The organism is Asanoa ishikariensis (assembly GCF_900107455.1).
GTDB classification, from domain to species: Bacteria; Actinomycetota; Actinomycetes; order Mycobacteriales; family Micromonosporaceae; genus Asanoa; species Asanoa ishikariensis.
In genome coordinates this window covers 38,566-54,902 of record NZ_FNQB01000004.1, presented here as the reverse complement: position 1 = coordinate 54,902, position 16,337 = coordinate 38,566, and the positions used below count along the sequence as shown (strand labels likewise).

13 protein-coding genes are annotated in these 16,337 nt (G+C 69.9%); 6 read left to right on the top strand and 7 right to left on the bottom strand.

What is annotated here, in order from left to right:
• Positions 1-4: 4 nt before the first annotated feature.
• Positions 5-1,939 carry a S9 family peptidase gene (locus tag BLV39_RS33115; protein ID WP_090801022.1) on the bottom strand — a complete coding sequence of 645 codons (1,935 nt, stop codon included), beginning with the start codon at positions 1,937-1,939 and terminating at the stop codon, positions 5-7.
• Between the two features lie 140 nt (positions 1,940-2,079).
• On the opposite strand from BLV39_RS33115, the gene BLV39_RS33110 reads away from it, so the two are divergent.
• From BLV39_RS33110 to BLV39_RS33095, 4 genes are all read left to right on the top strand, one after another.
• Positions 2,080-2,277, top strand: coding sequence for a hypothetical protein (locus BLV39_RS33110; protein WP_090801020.1), 198 nt, complete (start codon positions 2,080-2,082; stop codon positions 2,275-2,277).
• 102 nt (positions 2,278-2,379) lie between these two features.
• Positions 2,380-3,216, top strand: a complete 837-nt coding sequence (locus tag BLV39_RS33105) for an MbnB/TglH/ChrH family RiPP precursor modification enzyme (protein WP_204082741.1) — start codon at positions 2,380-2,382, stop codon at positions 3,214-3,216.
• Positions 3,213-4,043 carry a hypothetical protein gene (locus BLV39_RS33100; protein WP_090801018.1) on the top strand — a complete coding sequence of 277 codons (831 nt, stop codon included), beginning with the start codon at positions 3,213-3,215 and terminating at the stop codon, positions 4,041-4,043. Before BLV39_RS33105 ends, BLV39_RS33100 begins: the two co-directional genes overlap by 4 nt.
• A gap of 10 nt (positions 4,044-4,053) precedes the next feature.
• Complete coding sequence (locus BLV39_RS33095) at positions 4,054-5,994, top strand: PqqD family peptide modification chaperone (protein WP_090801016.1); 1,941 nt, start codon at positions 4,054-4,056, stop codon at positions 5,992-5,994.
• Positions 5,995-6,042: 48 nt separating this feature from the next.
• Here BLV39_RS33095 and BLV39_RS33090 read toward each other — a convergent pair whose 3' ends face one another.
• Positions 6,043-6,777, bottom strand: a complete 735-nt coding sequence (locus BLV39_RS33090) for a class I SAM-dependent methyltransferase (RefSeq protein ID WP_176985213.1) — start codon at positions 6,775-6,777, stop codon at positions 6,043-6,045.
• A 17-nt stretch (positions 6,778-6,794) separates the two neighbouring features.
• A complete protein-coding gene (locus BLV39_RS33085) occupies positions 6,795-8,231 on the bottom strand; it encodes an MFS transporter (RefSeq protein WP_143049994.1) in 1,437 nt (478 codons plus the stop codon).
• Here BLV39_RS33085 and BLV39_RS44890 point away from each other — a divergent pair.
• Together BLV39_RS44890 and BLV39_RS33080 are read left to right on the top strand one after the other, a co-directional pair.
• On the top strand, positions 8,215-8,346 hold the full coding sequence (locus tag BLV39_RS44890) for a hypothetical protein (protein ID WP_275414250.1): 132 nt from the start codon (positions 8,215-8,217) through the stop codon (positions 8,344-8,346). The genes BLV39_RS33085 and BLV39_RS44890 overlap by 17 nt on opposite strands.
• 64 nt (positions 8,347-8,410) lie before the next feature.
• Positions 8,411-11,473, top strand: coding sequence for a lantibiotic dehydratase (locus BLV39_RS33080; protein WP_143049993.1), 3,063 nt, complete (start codon positions 8,411-8,413; stop codon positions 11,471-11,473).
• Between the two features lie 46 nt (positions 11,474-11,519).
• On the opposite strand, the gene BLV39_RS33075 is transcribed toward BLV39_RS33080, so the two are convergent.
• The 4 genes from BLV39_RS33075 to BLV39_RS33055 form a co-directional block, all read right to left on the bottom strand.
• Complete coding sequence (locus BLV39_RS33075; protein WP_090801007.1) at positions 11,520-11,966, bottom strand: SRPBCC family protein; 447 nt, start codon at positions 11,964-11,966, stop codon at positions 11,520-11,522.
• A gap of 37 nt (positions 11,967-12,003) precedes the next feature.
• Positions 12,004-12,477: a MarR family winged helix-turn-helix transcriptional regulator gene (locus BLV39_RS33070; RefSeq protein ID WP_090801005.1), complete on the bottom strand. Its 474-nt coding sequence runs from the start codon at positions 12,475-12,477 to the stop codon at positions 12,004-12,006.
• Positions 12,474-13,349: an MBL fold metallo-hydrolase gene (locus BLV39_RS33065; RefSeq protein WP_090801003.1), complete on the bottom strand. Its 876-nt coding sequence runs from the start codon at positions 13,347-13,349 to the stop codon at positions 12,474-12,476. The genes BLV39_RS33070 and BLV39_RS33065 overlap by 4 nt, the downstream gene beginning before the upstream one ends.
• A 433-nt stretch (positions 13,350-13,782) precedes the next feature.
• Entirely contained in the window at positions 13,783-16,302 is a 2,520-nt protein-coding gene (locus BLV39_RS33055) for a S8 family serine peptidase (protein WP_176985212.1), read from the bottom strand.
• Positions 16,303-16,337 lie beyond the last annotated feature (35 nt).

Genomic DNA, 16,337 nt, shown 5'->3' with positions numbered 1-16,337 from the left:
CACGTCAAGCCCGCCGCAGCGGACCCGGCACCTCGAAGGGCACCCCGTCGAGGACGTGGGCCAGGAACGCGAAGACACACTCGTACCACAGCTGGACGTTCGCCGCCCGGGCGATTTCGTGGCCCTCGTCGGAAAGAAGCAGTAGCCGCACGGGTTTGCCGAGGTGGCACAGGTCGGCGTACTGGGCAAGCGCCTCTGTGTAGGGCACCTTGTCGTCCCGGCTGCCGTGGCTGACGAGGATCGGCGTCCGGACGGCCGCCGCACCGGTCCGGGGCGAGTGCGCCGCGTAGCCCGCTCCCGCCGGATCGACCGGATGCCCGAACTCGGCGATGAACGGCGCCGCGACCACACTGCCGCTGGCAAAGGCGGCGAGGTCCCACATCCCCGCGTGACTGACCGCCGCCTGGAAGGCGTCGGAGCGCGTCACCAGCAGGTTGACCAGGAAACCGCCGAACGAGGAGCCCAGCACGGCCACGCGGGACGCGTCGATGCCGGGACGTCCACGCACCTCGGCCACGATCGACAACACGTCGGTACGCGGCGCGCCTGACCAGTCGCCCCATGCCCTGCGCCGGAAGGCCCGTCCGTACCCAATGGACGGTGCCGGATCAGGTAGCAGGACGGCGTAGCCGCGCCGCACGGCCAGCCAGGGGTTCCAGCGCCACGACCAGGCCGCCCAGCTCGCGTACGGGCCGCCGTGCAGCCAGACCTGCAACGGCACCTTTCGGCCGGTGCTCGGCGGCCGGCAAAGCCATCCGTGAACGCGGTGCCCGTCCTCCGTCACCACCGAGACACGCTCCAGGGTGCCCGGCCGACCCGCCGCCGCCGGCATTCCCAGCGGGTACGGCCCTCGCCGTCCGGGAACGGCCGACGCCCGGATCACGACGGGAGCCGGCGGTGAGTCCAGCGCGGAACGCAGTGCGTACACCGCGTCCCCGGCCGCTGCGACCTGTTCGAACGCGCCGACGGCGGTGAGACGCCGGTAGCCGCCGTCGACGGTGATCTCGTAGACCGGGCGGTTGCCGCAGCGGTCCGCGCAGACGTAGAGCCGCTCTCCGTCCGGAGACCAGGCCGCCTCGCCGGCCCGGCACTCCAGTTCCGCTGCCACCCGGCGGGCGCCACCCGGAGGGTCCAGGTCGGCGATCCAGAGGGCGGTGTCCGGGGGTGTGCCCGCGTTGTTTCCGGAGCGCCTGCGGCCGCTGTCGCCGCGCATGCAGACGATCCTGCGGCCGTCCGGGCTCAGGACCGGATGGGCGAACGAGCCCTCCGGGTCGTCGAGCACGGTTCGCCACCGCCAGCGGTCGTGCCGGTCGCACTCGGCCACGAGCAGGACGGTTCGGTAGGCGGTTCCACCGCGCAGGCGGCAGGTGGCCACGATCCGCGTGCCGTCCGCGCTGAGGTCGAACGCTCCGTCCAAGACGCCATCAGGGGGATCGGGTAGCGCGGTCGGCTCGCACCCGGGCCGCAGCAGCACGAGCCGCGGCCGCCCCCCGCCGTCGCCGCGCAACGACCCAACCGGTTGCCCGCCGTCGAAGAGCACGGCATCGGCGCTGTGGGGCGTCCGGGTGGCATAGACGACAACCCCGGACCGCGTGGCGGCACGGTAGCCGGCGACGCCTCCGGGCGGCGCGGCGATCTCCTCCGCCGCCGCTGTTTCGTCGCGGCGCCACAGCGCGTCGCGGCCGGGCCGTTCCACCGAGCGCGCCCGGTACAGGGCCACCCCGCCGGAGAGCAAGGTGACCTGGCGACCCACGAACGCCGGCCGGGGCGGCGTGCCGATCCGGCCCAACCACACCGCTGGTGGCAGCCGGCCACCGGACGAGGTCATCGTGTCGATCTCCAGGGCATACCGGTCGCCGTCGGGCGCCACGGCCAACCCACGAACCCGCGGCGCCACGAAGCACGGAGCGAGCGCCTCCCCGGTCGCCGTGGTGAACACCGCTGGAGCATCACGGGCCGAGCTACACACCTGCTACGCCCACGGCCGGCGCTGTGTGCGCGACGTGTAGGTCCGCCTGGGACGTTGTCTGGCGCCGGCCTCGGGCCGGTGCCGCATCCGCACTATCGAGGGAGGTAGTAATGACCATCGCCAAGACGGGGGCAACTGCCGGGCAGGAACCGTTCCTGCTGGAAACGGTCGCCACCGAGACGCTCATCGGGGGTTCGGGCGACGGCCCGGTCGCCCTGACCTGCAACTGCTACGGGTCCTGCCAGGGCGGACTGTGCGGCTCGTGCTGCACGATCATCTCGACCGGTCACACCGTGCTGGAGATCTGAGTCCCCGACCGTCCGGCCGGTGGGCGGCGCGCGCCGCGCGGGCGTGGACCCGCCGGCCGGGCGCCCTACCGTCGGTCGACCAGCCGCGAAAGGCGGTATCCCGTGACACCCCTGCATGACCTACCGCACCTGGGTAGCGGACTCGGCTACCGGCGCGAGATCCACCAGCCGACAATGGAGCACCGCGACCGGATCGATTGGCTCGAGGTGATCAGCGAGCACTACCTCTTCGCCTCGGTACAGGGCCGCGAACGCCTGGCGGAGCTCAGCGCGGCGTTCCCGATCGTGCCGCACGGCATCGAGATGTCGATCGGCACTCCCGGCGAGGTGGACGAGGACTACCTCGACGCACTGGCCGCGCTGGTGGAGGAGATCGACGCGCCGTACTTCAGCGACCATCTCTGCTTCACCCGGGCCGGCGGCGTCTCGCTGGGCTCGCTGACACCCCTCCCCCGTTCCCGGGCGCTGGCCAAGGAGCTCGGCCGCAAGGCCCAACGGATCCAGGAGCGGGTCGGTGTGCCCTTCATCCTGGAGAACATCACCTACCACGTCGACCTGCGCACCGAGCTGACCGAAGCCGAGTTCATCGCCGAGCTCTGCGAGCACTGCGAGTGCGGGCTGCTGCTGGACCTGACCAACCTGCACACCAACGCGCGCAACCACGGCTACGACGCCGCGGGCTTCCTCGACGCCATCCCGACCGAGCGCGTGGTCCAGGTGCATCTGGCCGGGGGCACGGAGGCACACGAGACGTTGCTCGACTCGCACTCCTCGCCCGTACCCGAGCCGGTCTGGGCGCTCTTCGACGAGTTGCTGCGGCGCGCACCGCTGAAGGCGTCGCTGATCGAACGCGACCAGGACTTCCCCGACGACTTCGGCGAGTTGCTCGGCGAGGTCGAGCGGGCCCGATCCGCCATGCGAGCGGCGGCGCCCGCATGATCGGGCCGGCCTTCTACGAGGCGTACGCGAACGTGCTCGTCTCCCAGAGCTTGCTGATCGCGCTGTACCGGGATCCGGACCGGGTCCGGACCACGTACGGCCTCAACGCGGACGAGCTGGAGCTGTTGCGCTCGGCGTCCCCGGCCACCATCCAGCTCAGCCAGGGCATCATCAGGGGCAAACGCCACGCGGTCCTCGAGCAGAGCCTTCCGCAGACCATGGCCGTTCTCCGGGAGTTCGACGGTTACCGGCTGGTTGGCACCTATGTGGACGACGCCTTACTGCGCCCCGACCTCGACATGCTCCGGCCGGCGACGCACGGCACCGACTTCGTGGCCTGGCTGACGCGGCAGGAGGCTCGGATCCCGCCCCGGCTGCTCGATCTCGCGCGCTTCGAGCTCGCGATCGCCGACCTGCGCAGCGACAACGCGGCGGCCTCGGCCGCCCGCGACAAGGCGGTGACGGCCGGCGCCGGCGGTGCCGACCTCGGCGGCGAGGCACGCCCCTGGATGACCGCCGACGTCCGCGTCGTGGCGGCGAGCATCGACGTGTTGGCGCTGCCCGCGGAGACGACACTGGCCGCCCTCGCCGCCGCGCCACCACGACCAGGGGGTGTCCTGCTGCGCAAGGTCTGGGACCAGCCCCGCCCGCTGTTCCACCGGATCGGCGTGGCCACCGTCGAGCTGCTGCTGCGCTGCGACGGCCGGCACACCGTCGACCAACTGCTCGACCAGGTGGCCGGGGACGACGCCGGCCACCGGGAAGGCGCCCTCGCGACCCTTCGAGGCCTCGCGGGCCTCACCGTCCTGTCCGTCACGCGCGAATGAGGAACCAGAGATGCGTATCTGCGCCGTCGTGAAGTACCCACCGATCCAGGGCGGGGTCAGCGCGTTGAGCTACCGGCTGGTGATGTCCCTGGCCGCTGCGGGTCACCAGGTCAGCGTGGTGACGAACGCCGACGAGGTCGAAGACGACTACCGGATCTGGATGGAGCCGGCCGACAGGGCCAAGCTGGAGGCGACCTTTCCCAACGGGGGGTCGGTGACGCTGGTCGCGACCTCACCGCTGGGCCGCAAGCACGCCGCGCACATCCCGGACCACAAGCCCTTCGCCACCAAGCTGGCGGCCCTGGCCACCGAGGAGATCCGGCGCATCGACGCCGATGTCGTCTTCTCCTACTACCTGGAGCCGTACGGCCTGGCCGCCCACCTCGCCGCCGCGTGGACCGGGCGCCCGCACGTCGTGCAGCATGCGGGCAGCGACCGGACCCGGCTCCTCGCCCACCCGGACCTCTCGATGGCCTACCGGGAGGTGCTGCGGCGAGCGGATCTCATCGTCGCCAATCCGGGCACGATCGAGGGGTACGGCATCCCCGCCGAACGGGTCGCCTCGATGCCGCCCCGCGGTGCGCCCGTGGGGTTCAGTGATCCGAACGTGACGCCGCTCGACGTCAACGCGAGGATCGCGGCGCTGGCCGCGGCCGGCCATCCGTGGATCACCAACACCGCACCGATGCCCGACGAGCTGCCCACCATCGGCATCTACGGCAAGCTCAGCGAGTTCAAGGGCAGCTACGACCTGGTGGCGGCGCTGCGCCGGTGCAAAGAGTCCGGCCGGCGGTTCAACCTGCTCGTGATGTCCGGCGGGTACCAGCGCGAGCGGTTCCTGCGGGCCGTCGACACCGCCGGCCTCGCGGAGACGACGTGGACGCTGCCCTTCATGCCGCCCTGGCGGGTGCCCGAGTTCCTGCGCGCCCTGACCGCCGGCTGCTTCCTGGAGCGCGACTTCCCGGTCCCCATCCACAGTCCCGGAATTCCGCGGGAGGTGATGGCGGCGGGCACGTGTCTCGTCGTCTCCCGGGAGATCGCCGACAAGCAGTACAACCGCGACGAGCTCCGGCACGGCGAGAACGTTCTCGTCGTCGAGAACCCCGTCGACACCGACGAGCTCAGCCGTGTCCTGGATCGGATCATCACGGATCCGGAGGCGGCGCGGGCCATCGGCAAAGCCGGGGCGGCCGTCGCGCAGGGCCCGGACGCCACCGCCGACGAAGGTCTCGGCGAGGCGTTCGTGCGCTTGTTCGAGCGGGCGATCGCCGCCAAGGCTGGCGCGGCGCCATCGACCACGGACGACGTGCCCGCCTGGCAGCGTTTGGTCAACCGGTTCATGCCGGCCACGGTGGCCCTGCTCGGCGACGCGGTCGACGGCATCGTCCGCGAGGCGATCACCAGGCCCGCCGTCTCGGAGGCCCATCGGGCCTACGCGGCCGCCAACGCGATCGTCGACGCCGTCGGCGAGCCCGACGCCGGCCTGCCGCCGGTCGCCGAGCCCGCCGCCCTCTTCGAACGCGACCTGCTCTGGAGCCACCTCGACCTCGAAAGCCTGCACGGCGCGACGATGTTCCCCCGCAGAGGAGCCGCCCCCCTCGTCCTTTCCGACCCGGTGTCATGGGGCACCCGCGCGCCCGTGGCCAGCAACACCATTCGCATCCGGCCCCACCGCCGCGACGTCGAAACCCTGCTCGCCGCCGTCCGTGCCGGCGCGCCCTACGACGCCGCCGACGACCAACAAGCGACCTTCCTCTTCCTCAAACGGGGCGACCTCGACGGCAAGGTGGTCCGCATCAGCACGGCCACCGAGGAAGTGCTGCGCCTGTGCGACGGGCAAACCCGCATCGCCGACATCACGGCTCGTCTGGTGGACCAGTACGGCATCGACGAAGCGGCCGTCGAGCGCATGCTGCTCGACCTGGTCGACCTGCGCGCGATACGGCTGTAGTCCGCTTCCCCGGCGGGGGCCCGGCAGGCGCCGGGCCCCCGCCGCGCGTCACCCGGTGCGACGACCGATGACGGCGACCATGCCGGCCCGCAGCCGCTCGGCGCCGAACGACGGGTTGACCGTGGCTTCCACACCGCCTGCGCGCAGGTGGTCGGCCACCCGCTGCCCCTGCAGCAGCCGGATCTCGTGGCGTTCGTCGGCCCGGCGCCAGCCACCGTCCTCCGCGCGCACGAACGTGGTGAAGTCCCGGACCAGCAGCCCAGGATCGGGCAGCGCGGACGTCGCGAAGACCGCCCAGCTCGGCCGTACCCGACCCATCGGCGCCAGGTGCCGGGGATCTTCACCCCACCGACGGTCGACGAGGTCGAGGGCGAGCACTCCGTCGGGCCGCAGCGCCGCGGCGATCGCCGTCAGCGCCCGCTCCACTTCGGACTCGTCACGCAGGTAGTTGAGGACGTTGCCCACACCCACGACGGCGTCGACGGAAGGAAGCGGGTCTTCCGGCAGGACGAGCCGGCGAACCTGCGCCGCGGGCACGGCGGCCCGGGCCCGGGCGACCATGGCCGGCGAACCGTCCGTGGCGAGCACGCGGTGCCCGGCCGCCAGCAGGTGTCGGGTCAACGAACCGCTGCCGCAGCCGAGCTCGAGCACCAGTCCGCCGCGTCGGCGTACCGGCTCGAGCAGATCGCGGATGCCCGGTGCGCAGCGGTCGCCGTGAAACCCGAAACCCAGGTCGTGTACGAGCGCGAGGTCGGCTTGGTACGTGTGGTCGTCGCGGAGCACCTGTCCCCCTTCTGCGGTTAGCGACCCGCCGCCGGCTGACGGCGGGCCAAGACATGTGCCAGCTGTGTCGCTGCCGCCACCGCGCAGGCGTAGCCCAACCAACCCGCCGTGCCGTGCTCCACGACCACGACCAGCAACGGCGGGCCGAGGATGTTCAGGAGGGCGTAGTTGAGGTCGAAGGCCGCCAGGTACTCGCTGGAGCGGCCGGCGGGCGCGAACGAGAAGGACAGCGTCCACCAGGCGGGCGATTCGGTCAGCTCGCCGATGGTCAGCAGCAACCCCGCCAGCGTCAGACCGACGGCCACCGCCGCGGCGGGCCGACCGGGCAGCACAGCGAGCACGATCGCCATCGCGGCCAGGCTCAGCGCGCTCCACCGCAAGGCGCGCAACGCGGTGGGCAGATCGGTGACCCAACGGGAGAAGCGGTGTTGCAACAACACCACCAGCAGGGTGTTCAGCATGACGATGCCGGCGACGATCCCCAAGGGGACCCCGGCCTCCCGGAGAACGAACAAAGGCAACGCGACGTCCAGGACGCGAATCGTGCTGGCGAACACGGCGGCGGAGGCGATGAGACCGAGATAGCGAAGATCGCGCAGCACGGAGAAGTCCATCTGCCGGCCGGGCACTGCCTGACCGCCCGCCGGCGACCCGGGCCGAGGGCGGATGCGCGTCAGCAGCAACGCGCCGACGACGAAGGACAACCCGTTGGCGACCAACGCGATGCGCAGAGGCACATCGGACGGTGCAGCGAGAACGAGCACTCCGAGGCCACCGGAGACCAGGTAACCGAGGTTGCGGACGGCGCGGGTCACGGCCAGGGTGTCGCCCCGCTGCTCGGGCCCCACCACCTCGGCGGTCATGCTCTGGTTGAGCCCGTTGCCGGCCGCTCGCAGGGCGCCGATCGTCACCGAGAGCGCCAACAAGAGCCACATCGAGGTCGTACAGGCGAAAACGGCGTACAGCACCGCGCGCGACCATCGCGTCGCGATCGCGTACCGCCACAGCCCGAGGCGGCCGGCCAGACTGCCGGCCGGCACGGACATGGCCAGCTCGGCGACGCCGCCGGCGGCGAGCACGAGGGCGAACTCAGACGGTGACAGGTGCACCACGCGCAGCAGGTAGACGGGCAGGCTGACGGCGGCCAAGCCGGTGCCCGCCGAGTCGATCAGTGCGTTGAGCGCGAGCATCCGGCCGGTGCCGGGTGTTGCCAGCGCATCCCACCAGCCAAGCCCGGAAACGAGGCGTCGCACGCGGCCGCGCTCCCGCACCGCGATGTCGTTGCGAGTGGGCATCCTGCAAGCCAATCGCGGCTGCCTACACACGCTCTGCTCGTCGACGACGCGTGTACGTCTCGCGTAGAACCCGATGCCAACCTCGGCTGCGTGCCATCCGGAGGCACGACCACCACCGACGACAGCGAAAGGGGACACCGAGATGAACAGCACGGACATCGACGACCTGCTCCACCTCGACGAGCGCACGGCGTCGACCGGCGAGCAGGAGCCGATCCACGAGACCACCCTGGCCGGCCCGATTCACGAGACCACCCTCGCGCCCCGCCACTGACCGCACCACCGGCGGGTGCGGGCCTGCGGCCCGCACCCGCCCCGGTCACCCACCAGGAGGCGATGTGCCCGATCCCATTCCGTCGCCGTTGAGGTTCCGGGCCCTCGACCTCATGCTCGTGCGCGTACCGACGCTGCCTTCCGACCTGCCACCGCCACCGGACCGGGCAGGTCTCGACGACCGATCGGCGCTCGTGGACCGGCTGCGCGCTCTGGCCCGGGACCCGCTGCTGCGGGAGGCGGTCGAGGTAGCCAGCCGAAGCCTCGCCGATGCCTGGTCACGGGCAACCGACCAGAGCGGGGCTCCTCCGCCCACCGCCGAACTGTGGCGGATCGCCATGTCGGTCACCGGCTACCACCTGCGGGCAGCCGCCCGTGCGACCCCGTTCGGCTTGCTGGCCGGGGTCGCCACCGCCCGGCTGGCCGACCAGGCGCGCGTCCGTCTCGGCGACCGGCACAGAACGGTCAGCCGACCGGACCGGGAGTGGTTGCGCCATGCGCTGCGGCGGATGGAGCGAGAGCTGCTGCCCGCGTTGCGGTTGACCGCCGACGACGCGTACTCGGTGATCGGCGACCGGGTGGTCCTCATTGGATCCGGCGAGCTGGCCGAGACCTCCGTGCGGCGTACACCCGTCGTGGCCGCCGTCCTGGCCGCCGCCGCGCACCCCGTCCACTGCCGTCACCTGGTGGACCGGGTTGCGACCGCCTTTCCGGTCGTACCGCGGGAGCGCCTCACGGACCTGATCGCCAGACTGGTGGAGCTGCGCTTCCTGTTGACCGACCTGGAACCGACCAGCGCCTGCCAGGACCCCATGGAGCATGTCGTCGGCCGGGCGGACCGCGTGCCCACCACACAGTGGGCCGGCGTGTTCGCCGACATCAAGGGCCGCCTGGACGCGTACGACCGCCAACCGCCGGGAACCGGCAGCACGCTGTTGCGGCAGGCCAGCGAACCGATGCTCGCGCTGCACCAGACTGACACACCGATCCAGGTAGACCTGGCGATCGACGCGACGATCGAGCTGCCTCGCGAGGTCGCACAAGAAGCCGCCCGAGCGGCCGACGCGCTGTGGCGGATCTCCCCGAGCCGGCCTTGGCGACCGTTGGCGGCCTACCATCGACGTTTCCTCGACCGGTACGGGACCGAACGGCTCGTCCCGGTGCTGGAGCTACTCTCCCCGGACCACGGTCTCGGACCACCGTCGCGCGGCCGGCCCGAACCCGCGCCCGACCCACACCCCGCGCGCTGCGCCCTACTGGCCCGGCTGGTCACCGACGCGGCGCGACAGCGCAACCGCGAGGTCGTCCTCACCGAGGACGACGTCGCGACGCTCGCGGACGACACGTGGGGCGCCGCTCCCGCGTCTCTCGAGCTGTACGGCCGGCTGATGGCACCCACTGCCGATGCCCTGTCCGCCGGCGACTTCCGGCTCGTCGTCGCGCCCGATCTCGGTACCCACCCGGTGGGCACGGCATTCGCACGGTTCACCCACCTCTTCCCCGACAACGTTCGCACCGAGATCGAGGAAGTGGTACGGGCGGCCAGCGACGGCCGCACCGACGCGACAGTGGAGTACCGGCCGCTCGCCGGCCGGGCAGCGAACGTCGCCGCGGCACCGTCGTGGTTGTGCCGCCGGATCCCGGTCTCCGTGCCGACCGCGCCGCGGCGACCCGGCGAGCTACCGCTGCGGCGGCTCGCCGTCGGTGCGACCGCCGCAAGCTTGTTCCTGGTCTCGCTATCCGACGGCCGTGCCGTCCGACCCGTCATCTTCGACCTGCTCCGCGCGGACGGCGTCCTGCCCGCTGTGGTCCGCTTCCTGCGCGATCTCGGCGACGACGGGGTGCGGGCGATGCTCCCGTGGAGCTGGGGTCCCACTCGCCACGCACCCTTCCTGCCCCGGGTGCGACTCGGCCGCGCCATCCTGTCCTCCGCGTCCTGGAACACCGCCGGCACGGCGCTGGTATCCGCCGCCCACGCCGAGCCGGGCCGCTGGACCGAAGCGGTACGTCGCTGGCAGGCCGAGGAAGGCATCCCCGACAGGGTCCTGTTGGCAGACCGTGATCGGCGTATCCCGCTGTGCCTCGACGACGAGATACACCTCCGAATCCTGCGGCGGCAGGTGCGTCGGGCCCCACCGGTGATCACCGAGCTTCCCGGCGGAGAGGACTACCGTGACGGCTGGCTGCTCGGCCACCGCGGCCCGCACCTCTGCGAGGTGGTCGTCCCGCTCGTGGGGCGGCAGCCCCACTCGGAACCGTCGCTCTCGACCGCCAGGGTGCGCACCGGTGAACAGCTCCACCGCCCGGGCGGCGAGTGGCTCTACGCCAAGGTCTACTGCGCCGCCGCACGTCAGGATGACGTGATTCGCGACCACCTACCCGACCTGATCTCTCTGATCGGCCGCGCCGTTTCGCTCGACCGCTGGTTCTACCTGCGCTACGCCGACCCCGAACCGCATCTACGGATCCGGGTGAAAGGCGAATCGGCCGCCCTCTGGTCGGCCGGGCTGGCGGTGCTCCACGACTGGAGCGCCGGGCTGAGTCAGCGCCTGGTGCTCGACAGCTACGACCCGGAGCAGGAACGGTACGGCGGAGCGGAGGTGCTCGACGCGGCCGAGCGGGTGTTCCAGGCCGACAGCGACGCCGCGGTCGCCGAGTTGGACCTGACGCGGGGGGACGAGCCGGGCCGGACCCGACTCGTGACGGCCAGCGCCGTCGACCTGCTGCTCACCTTTGGCCCCGCCGAGACCATCGCGCGATGGCTGGCCGCATGGAGCAACGAGCCAACACAACGGGCAGCGTTCCGCTCCTCGCGAGCCGAGATCCTGGAGCTGATCGACACGCGCGCGGACCGGCCGGGCGTCGCCGCCCTTCCGGGCTGCGGCAGCGTTCTGGACGCGTGGGCGAGACGGCGGGACAGCGCCCGCGGCTACGTGACTCGGCTCGAGGCCACAGACCCTGCTCCCGCAGAGCTCGAACGGATAGCTCTGTCGTTCGCTCACCTGCATTGCAATCGCGTCTTCGGCACTGATCGTCGACGCGAAAGCGACGTGCTCGCTCTGGCGGGAAACGCGATCCGGTCGAAGCTGGAACAGGACCGCCACGGGGCAGATCGACGCCGAAACTGACCGTCGGCGTTGGCCCCGGAATCCGTCCCCATCGTTCCATCACCTGTCATGGGTTACGGGATTGCTCCAGGAGCTGCTTGAGCTGGCCGAGGTTGTCCCGCATCCCGGCTTTGAAGAGTCGCTCGGCGAGCGGCCCCAGGAGTGCGGCGGGGCCGGTCAGCCCTGATGCGCTGATGGTTCCCTCGAGGATGAGTCTCGTGGTGCCGCCTCCAGGCTGGACCAGGTAGCGATAGGTGAACGGGGTTGGCCCGCTCAACGAGGTGAAGGTGACTTCCTGGTCTTGGGTGTAACTGGTGATCGACACTTCGTTGCGGGCGGGCCCGTTGGGAAGGTTCCGATATACGCGATACCGGGTGCCGAGGCCGCCGACGCCTTCGACCCGCTCCACGCGTTGCACCGCCGAATACCACATCGGCATGGTCGTGAAGTCGGCTACGAAGTCGAATACTCTGTCGGCTGGGGCAGCGATGTCCAGGCGTAGCTGGAAGGTCATTGAATCCCCCGTGCGAATGTCGCATTGTGCGACGCGGTCATTCCGTGTGCTTCTTTTCGGCGTCGAGGCGGTTCGCCAGGGCGAGTCCGGCGGGTGATTGCCGGGTGAACCCGCGAAGGAAGCTGATGAAGGCGCCCATGTCCGCTCCCTCGCCAGCGCGGTCGAGCAGGTCGTAGAGCTGGTTCTCGATCTCCGCGACGCGGGCGGCTTTCTCCCGGCCCTGCGTGGTGAGCGTGAGCTTGACCTGCCGCCGGTCCTGTTCGCCGGTGGTCTTTTCCACGAGGGCTGCGGCGACGAGTCGATCGACGATGCGGCTCGGGCTGGCGCCGGTGTCGCAGACGAGCATCTCACCGAGATCCTTGAGCGCGAGCGGGCCGTGATCGGCGAGGATGCGCAATGCCTCCGACTGCGCCGGTGTGACGCCGACCTCGGACAGCATCACGGTCAGCTGGCGGTTGCCTTCCCGTTGTGCGGCGAGGATGAAGTAGCGAAGCTGCTCGGCTGTTCTCACCCCCGCATCGTGCCGTGTTCCCGCACCGCCGTGGCCAGGAGCCCGGCCGCGGCGGGGTCGTGCGCGGCGAGAACCGGCATGCCCGGGTGGCGGGCGGCCAACAGGTTGACTCGCCGGGTGACCTCGTGCAGTCCGGTGGGGTCGCCGACGCCGGGGATGCGGTCGGCTGCGAGGCGCTGCACGTCGTAGGTGACGTCGCCGACGAACAGCATGGGCGGCAGACCCTGGTCGCGTAACAGCAGCGACATCGACCCGGGCGTATGCCCGGGGGTGGGCAGCAGCATAAGTGAGCCGTCACCCATGACGTCGTGCGCGTGGGAGAACGGCGCGAGGTCCGGGTCCTCGACGCGCTGCGGAGTGACGGCCGTGAAGCTGACGCCCGGCACGCGGATGTGTTCCCGCATCAGGCCGGCGAAGACTGCGAGCTTCTTGTCGACCGCCGCGAGCTCGGCGGCATGAACCAGAATCTTCGCTGATCTGGGCAGCTCCCGTAGGCCGCCGATGTGGTCCTGGTGCAGGTGGGAGAGGACGGCAACGCGCACGTCGCCGATGTTGTAGCCCTGTTCGCGAAGGCGGTCGGTCAGGGTTGCCCCCGCAGGAACGTCGAACTTGGCAAGCCGGCGGTAGATGTGGCCGGCCGGACCGCCGGGGAAGTACCCCGGGTCGGTGACCGAGCGGCGGTCCTGGCCGGTGTCGAACAGCACGAGCCCTTTGTCGTGCTCGATCACGTACACATTGATCGGTAGGGGGTCGGTCCATCGGCGAGACGTGTTGAGCCACCACATCAGCGGGGTGCCGTTCGTCTCGCGGTGTTCGGGGCGGATCTGGACGGTGCCGGTGCTGACGACCGCAACCCGGGTGACGCCTGCCATCGCGACTCCTTAGATGTCGTGACATGTATGTCACGACATGGATTAGACGCCGGGCCCGCCCTCCCTGTCAAGAGCTGTGGGTCCCAGGTCGCAGCGGGTCCGGGCCATAGCGAGGCATCTGAACGATCGCGGAAAGATGCGTTCGACGCCGCGGTGCGCCTCCCCGTCGAGGTCGGCCATCTCGAGGTTCGTCCGCGGAAGGCGCCCCACGTGGGAGGGCACGAGCGTCCGGGCTGTCATCGTGCCCATGGCCGCGAACGTCTCGGCCGCCATCGAGCTCTACGGGAGTCTTTTGTGCGCGGACCCGCTGAAGCCGCCAGGGGTGACCTCGCCGGGGAAACGGTCGGTTCGACATCCGGGTTTCGCCGCGCGAGAAAGACGCCTGGCCAGACAGACTCAGGCGAACCTGAGCCTGTCTGGCCAAGCCACGTGGCTAGACGCGGTCGGACCCTGCCCCGGGCAGCGTCCGCACGACGGTCAGCGTCACATCGCCGTGCCGATAGGACACCCTGAGCAGGTGGCGGCCTGCGTTCAGGACCCGCCGTTCCGGCAGGGAATGGAAGTTGCCCTTGATCGAGTCGCCGCTCATGATCGTCAGAACCGTGCCCGGAGTGAGGCGCGCGCGAATGTCCAGGTCGAGTTCGCCGCCCAGCACCAGGTCACCCTCGGCCCGCACGCTCGTGTAGTCATGGTCGCCGGAGACGGTGATGGCGAGGCTACCCGCGCGGCCGACGGTCACGTCGCCGCCGACCTTCAGGACGTTGCCGGGCACGACGTCGGTGAGGGTGAGGGACGCCGCGGACGCCGCTTCCTCAGCCGACAGGCCAGGCTCCAACACACCACTGTGGACGTCGACGCTGCCCGCCACGAAACCGGTGCCGCTGAGCGTGCCGCGCTTGACGTCGACGGAGCTCGCGTGCGAGCCGTTGATCGCGAGCTTGCCGCCTTCGACCGTCGTGCGGCCCTTGAAGGTGTTGTCGCCGGTCATGATCAGCGTGCCACGGCCTTGCTTGACCAGAGAAGCCGTGTAGAGGTTGTGGCGGATCTTGTGCTGAATGTGGGCCGCGCGCGCATCCATCCATCGCTTGCGCCACTTGACAGCGTCCACATAGGAGATCTTGTCGTACAACTCGGGATGGCCGTCGGTGATGGCTTGAACGGCAGGATCGGCCAAAATGCCCTGAAGCACGAAGGCCTGCTCGTCAAGCGTGCCGTCCCGGTTCAGCACGTTGGGGCTGAACTCACCGGCGTAGGCGATGCCCTCCTTCTTGTAGGCCGCCAGCCACCGCAGATCTTCCTTTTCCCTTTCCTTGATCGCGATCTGGCTGATGTCGTTCGACCAGACGTCCAGGGGCGCCTTGTCCATGTCGTACGTCATGGGGCTCAGGAACTGGCCGGGGCCGTACATGCCCTTGGCCAGATCGGGAATCCCCCAGCCCCAGCGATCGTCCGGAAGACCGTCGGGAGCGGTCCAGGCGATGGATGCCCCGGAGGGGGAGGTTTGCCCGGTGCCGAGGAACCTCACGCCGTCGGACATCTTGTTGTTCGCCGTGGTGAACATCAGCTCACGCACCTGCATGGCGTCCATATTCGGATAGCGGGAGAGCAGAACCCCCATCACCGCCGTCGCAACGGGCGTCGCCGGTGACGTGCCGCTCGAGTTCGAATAGTTGGTGTCGCCACCGCTACTCGTGGTCCGAACGCTGTTCGAAGGGGTCGACACGGTCCACCATTTGGCGAGCCCAGCCTCGTTGAACCCGGACTGCTTGGTGTATTCGGGATTGCTGGCCGTGGGCGGTTGCACCCCGCCAACGGCTACCCACTGCCCTTCCGCCGCAGGATTGAAGAGGGGGTACGCCGGGCGGAAATACGGGTTGCTCCAGTCGTTGTTCCCGGACGACCGCACGTTGACGGTGCCGCTGTCCTTGATGGCGTCCCAGATGGCGTCCATGAAGGAAAGTCCGGGGTGGTGCGGATTATATTGAATGCCGCCTCTTGAATAACTCTTCAGGAAGAAGAAGTACTGGTACTCCAGATCCTTCAGGTACTCGTTGGGGACAATGGTCGCCATCGCCGTGGGGCTGACGCTGTCTTTGCCAGCTACTTGGTAAGCGTTGGCGAGGTTGCCGTTGACCCCAAGATCGTTTCCGCGACCGTCGAAGCGGGCTCTGTCGATGGTCTGGACAAAAGAGCCCCAACTGCTGTTGATGACCTGGGCGCCCGCACCGACCAGTGCCTTGTTGGCCGTATGCCAGTAGACGTAGTCGTGGAAGGGACCGTGCGACTGGGTGTCGGAACCGCCGGTCTTGGCCACATACATCGTCGATCCGAAGGCGATGCCGTGCTGGTCTTTGGCATCACGTATGCCGGAGGTAACTCCGAGCATGCCGGTCCCGTGGCTGTAGTCGGTCGTTCTCGCCTGATCACCGGCCACAGTGAACGGCTCCCCCGCGGTGAACGGGTTCCCCGGGGTCGCTGCGTTTCGATACCCGAAGCCGGACGTGCCGTAGACACCCTCCGCTCTCACCGGAACGATCAGCCCGGTCTGAAATGCTTCGTGTGTAGTCCGGTAGCCCGAATCCATCATGCCCAGCGCGACGCCCTGCCCGAAGTAGCCCAGGGCGTACGCGGTGGACGCGTTCACCGCGACGAGCTGCCATGGGGAATCAACCGCTGTGCCGGGATTCGCGGGATTGTGCCCGGTGTAGTAGCCATATTCCGGCGTTTCCCAACTGGCTTTGGCGGCAGCCAGTTCCTCTGGACTCCTGGCGACAAAGCCGGGGTCTCCCGGGTACGTCGGCACGCTGCCAGCATCGCCAGGAGTCAACGCCTGGCCGGTGTTGGGCGATGCCGAGGCGAACCCGACCGGAATCAACGTGACGCCTGCTCCGGCAGCAATGGCGCCTCCCAGTCGTTGCAGGAACTGTCGCCGACTCGTGGACATCATGCTCATTGCGGCTCCTTCACGAGGGGTCGATATCTCTGACG

What these genes read in the sequence shown, in the direction of transcription:
- BLV39_RS33055 (WP_176985212.1), bottom strand. Translation starts at nt 16,302, where the DNA reads ATGAGCATGATGTCCACGAGTCGGCGACAGTTCCTGCAACGACTGGGA.
- BLV39_RS33065 (WP_090801003.1), bottom strand. Translation starts at nt 13,349, where the DNA reads ATGGCAGGCGTCACCCGGGTTGCGGTCGTCAGCACCGGCACCGTCCAG.
- BLV39_RS33110 (WP_090801020.1), top strand. Translation starts at nt 2,080, where the DNA reads ATGACCATCGCCAAGACGGGGGCAACTGCCGGGCAGGAACCGTTCCTG.
- BLV39_RS44890 (WP_275414250.1), top strand. Translation starts at nt 8,215, where the DNA reads ATGAACAGCACGGACATCGACGACCTGCTCCACCTCGACGAGCGCACG.
- BLV39_RS33085 (WP_143049994.1), bottom strand. Translation starts at nt 8,231, where the DNA reads ATGTCCGTGCTGTTCATCTCGGTGTCCCCTTTCGCTGTCGTCGGTGGT.
- BLV39_RS33100 (WP_090801018.1), top strand. Translation starts at nt 3,213, where the DNA reads ATGATCGGGCCGGCCTTCTACGAGGCGTACGCGAACGTGCTCGTCTCC.
- BLV39_RS33075 (WP_090801007.1), bottom strand. Translation starts at nt 11,966, where the DNA reads ATGACCTTCCAGCTACGCCTGGACATCGCTGCCCCAGCCGACAGAGTA.
- BLV39_RS33095 (WP_090801016.1), top strand. Translation starts at nt 4,054, where the DNA reads ATGCGTATCTGCGCCGTCGTGAAGTACCCACCGATCCAGGGCGGGGTC.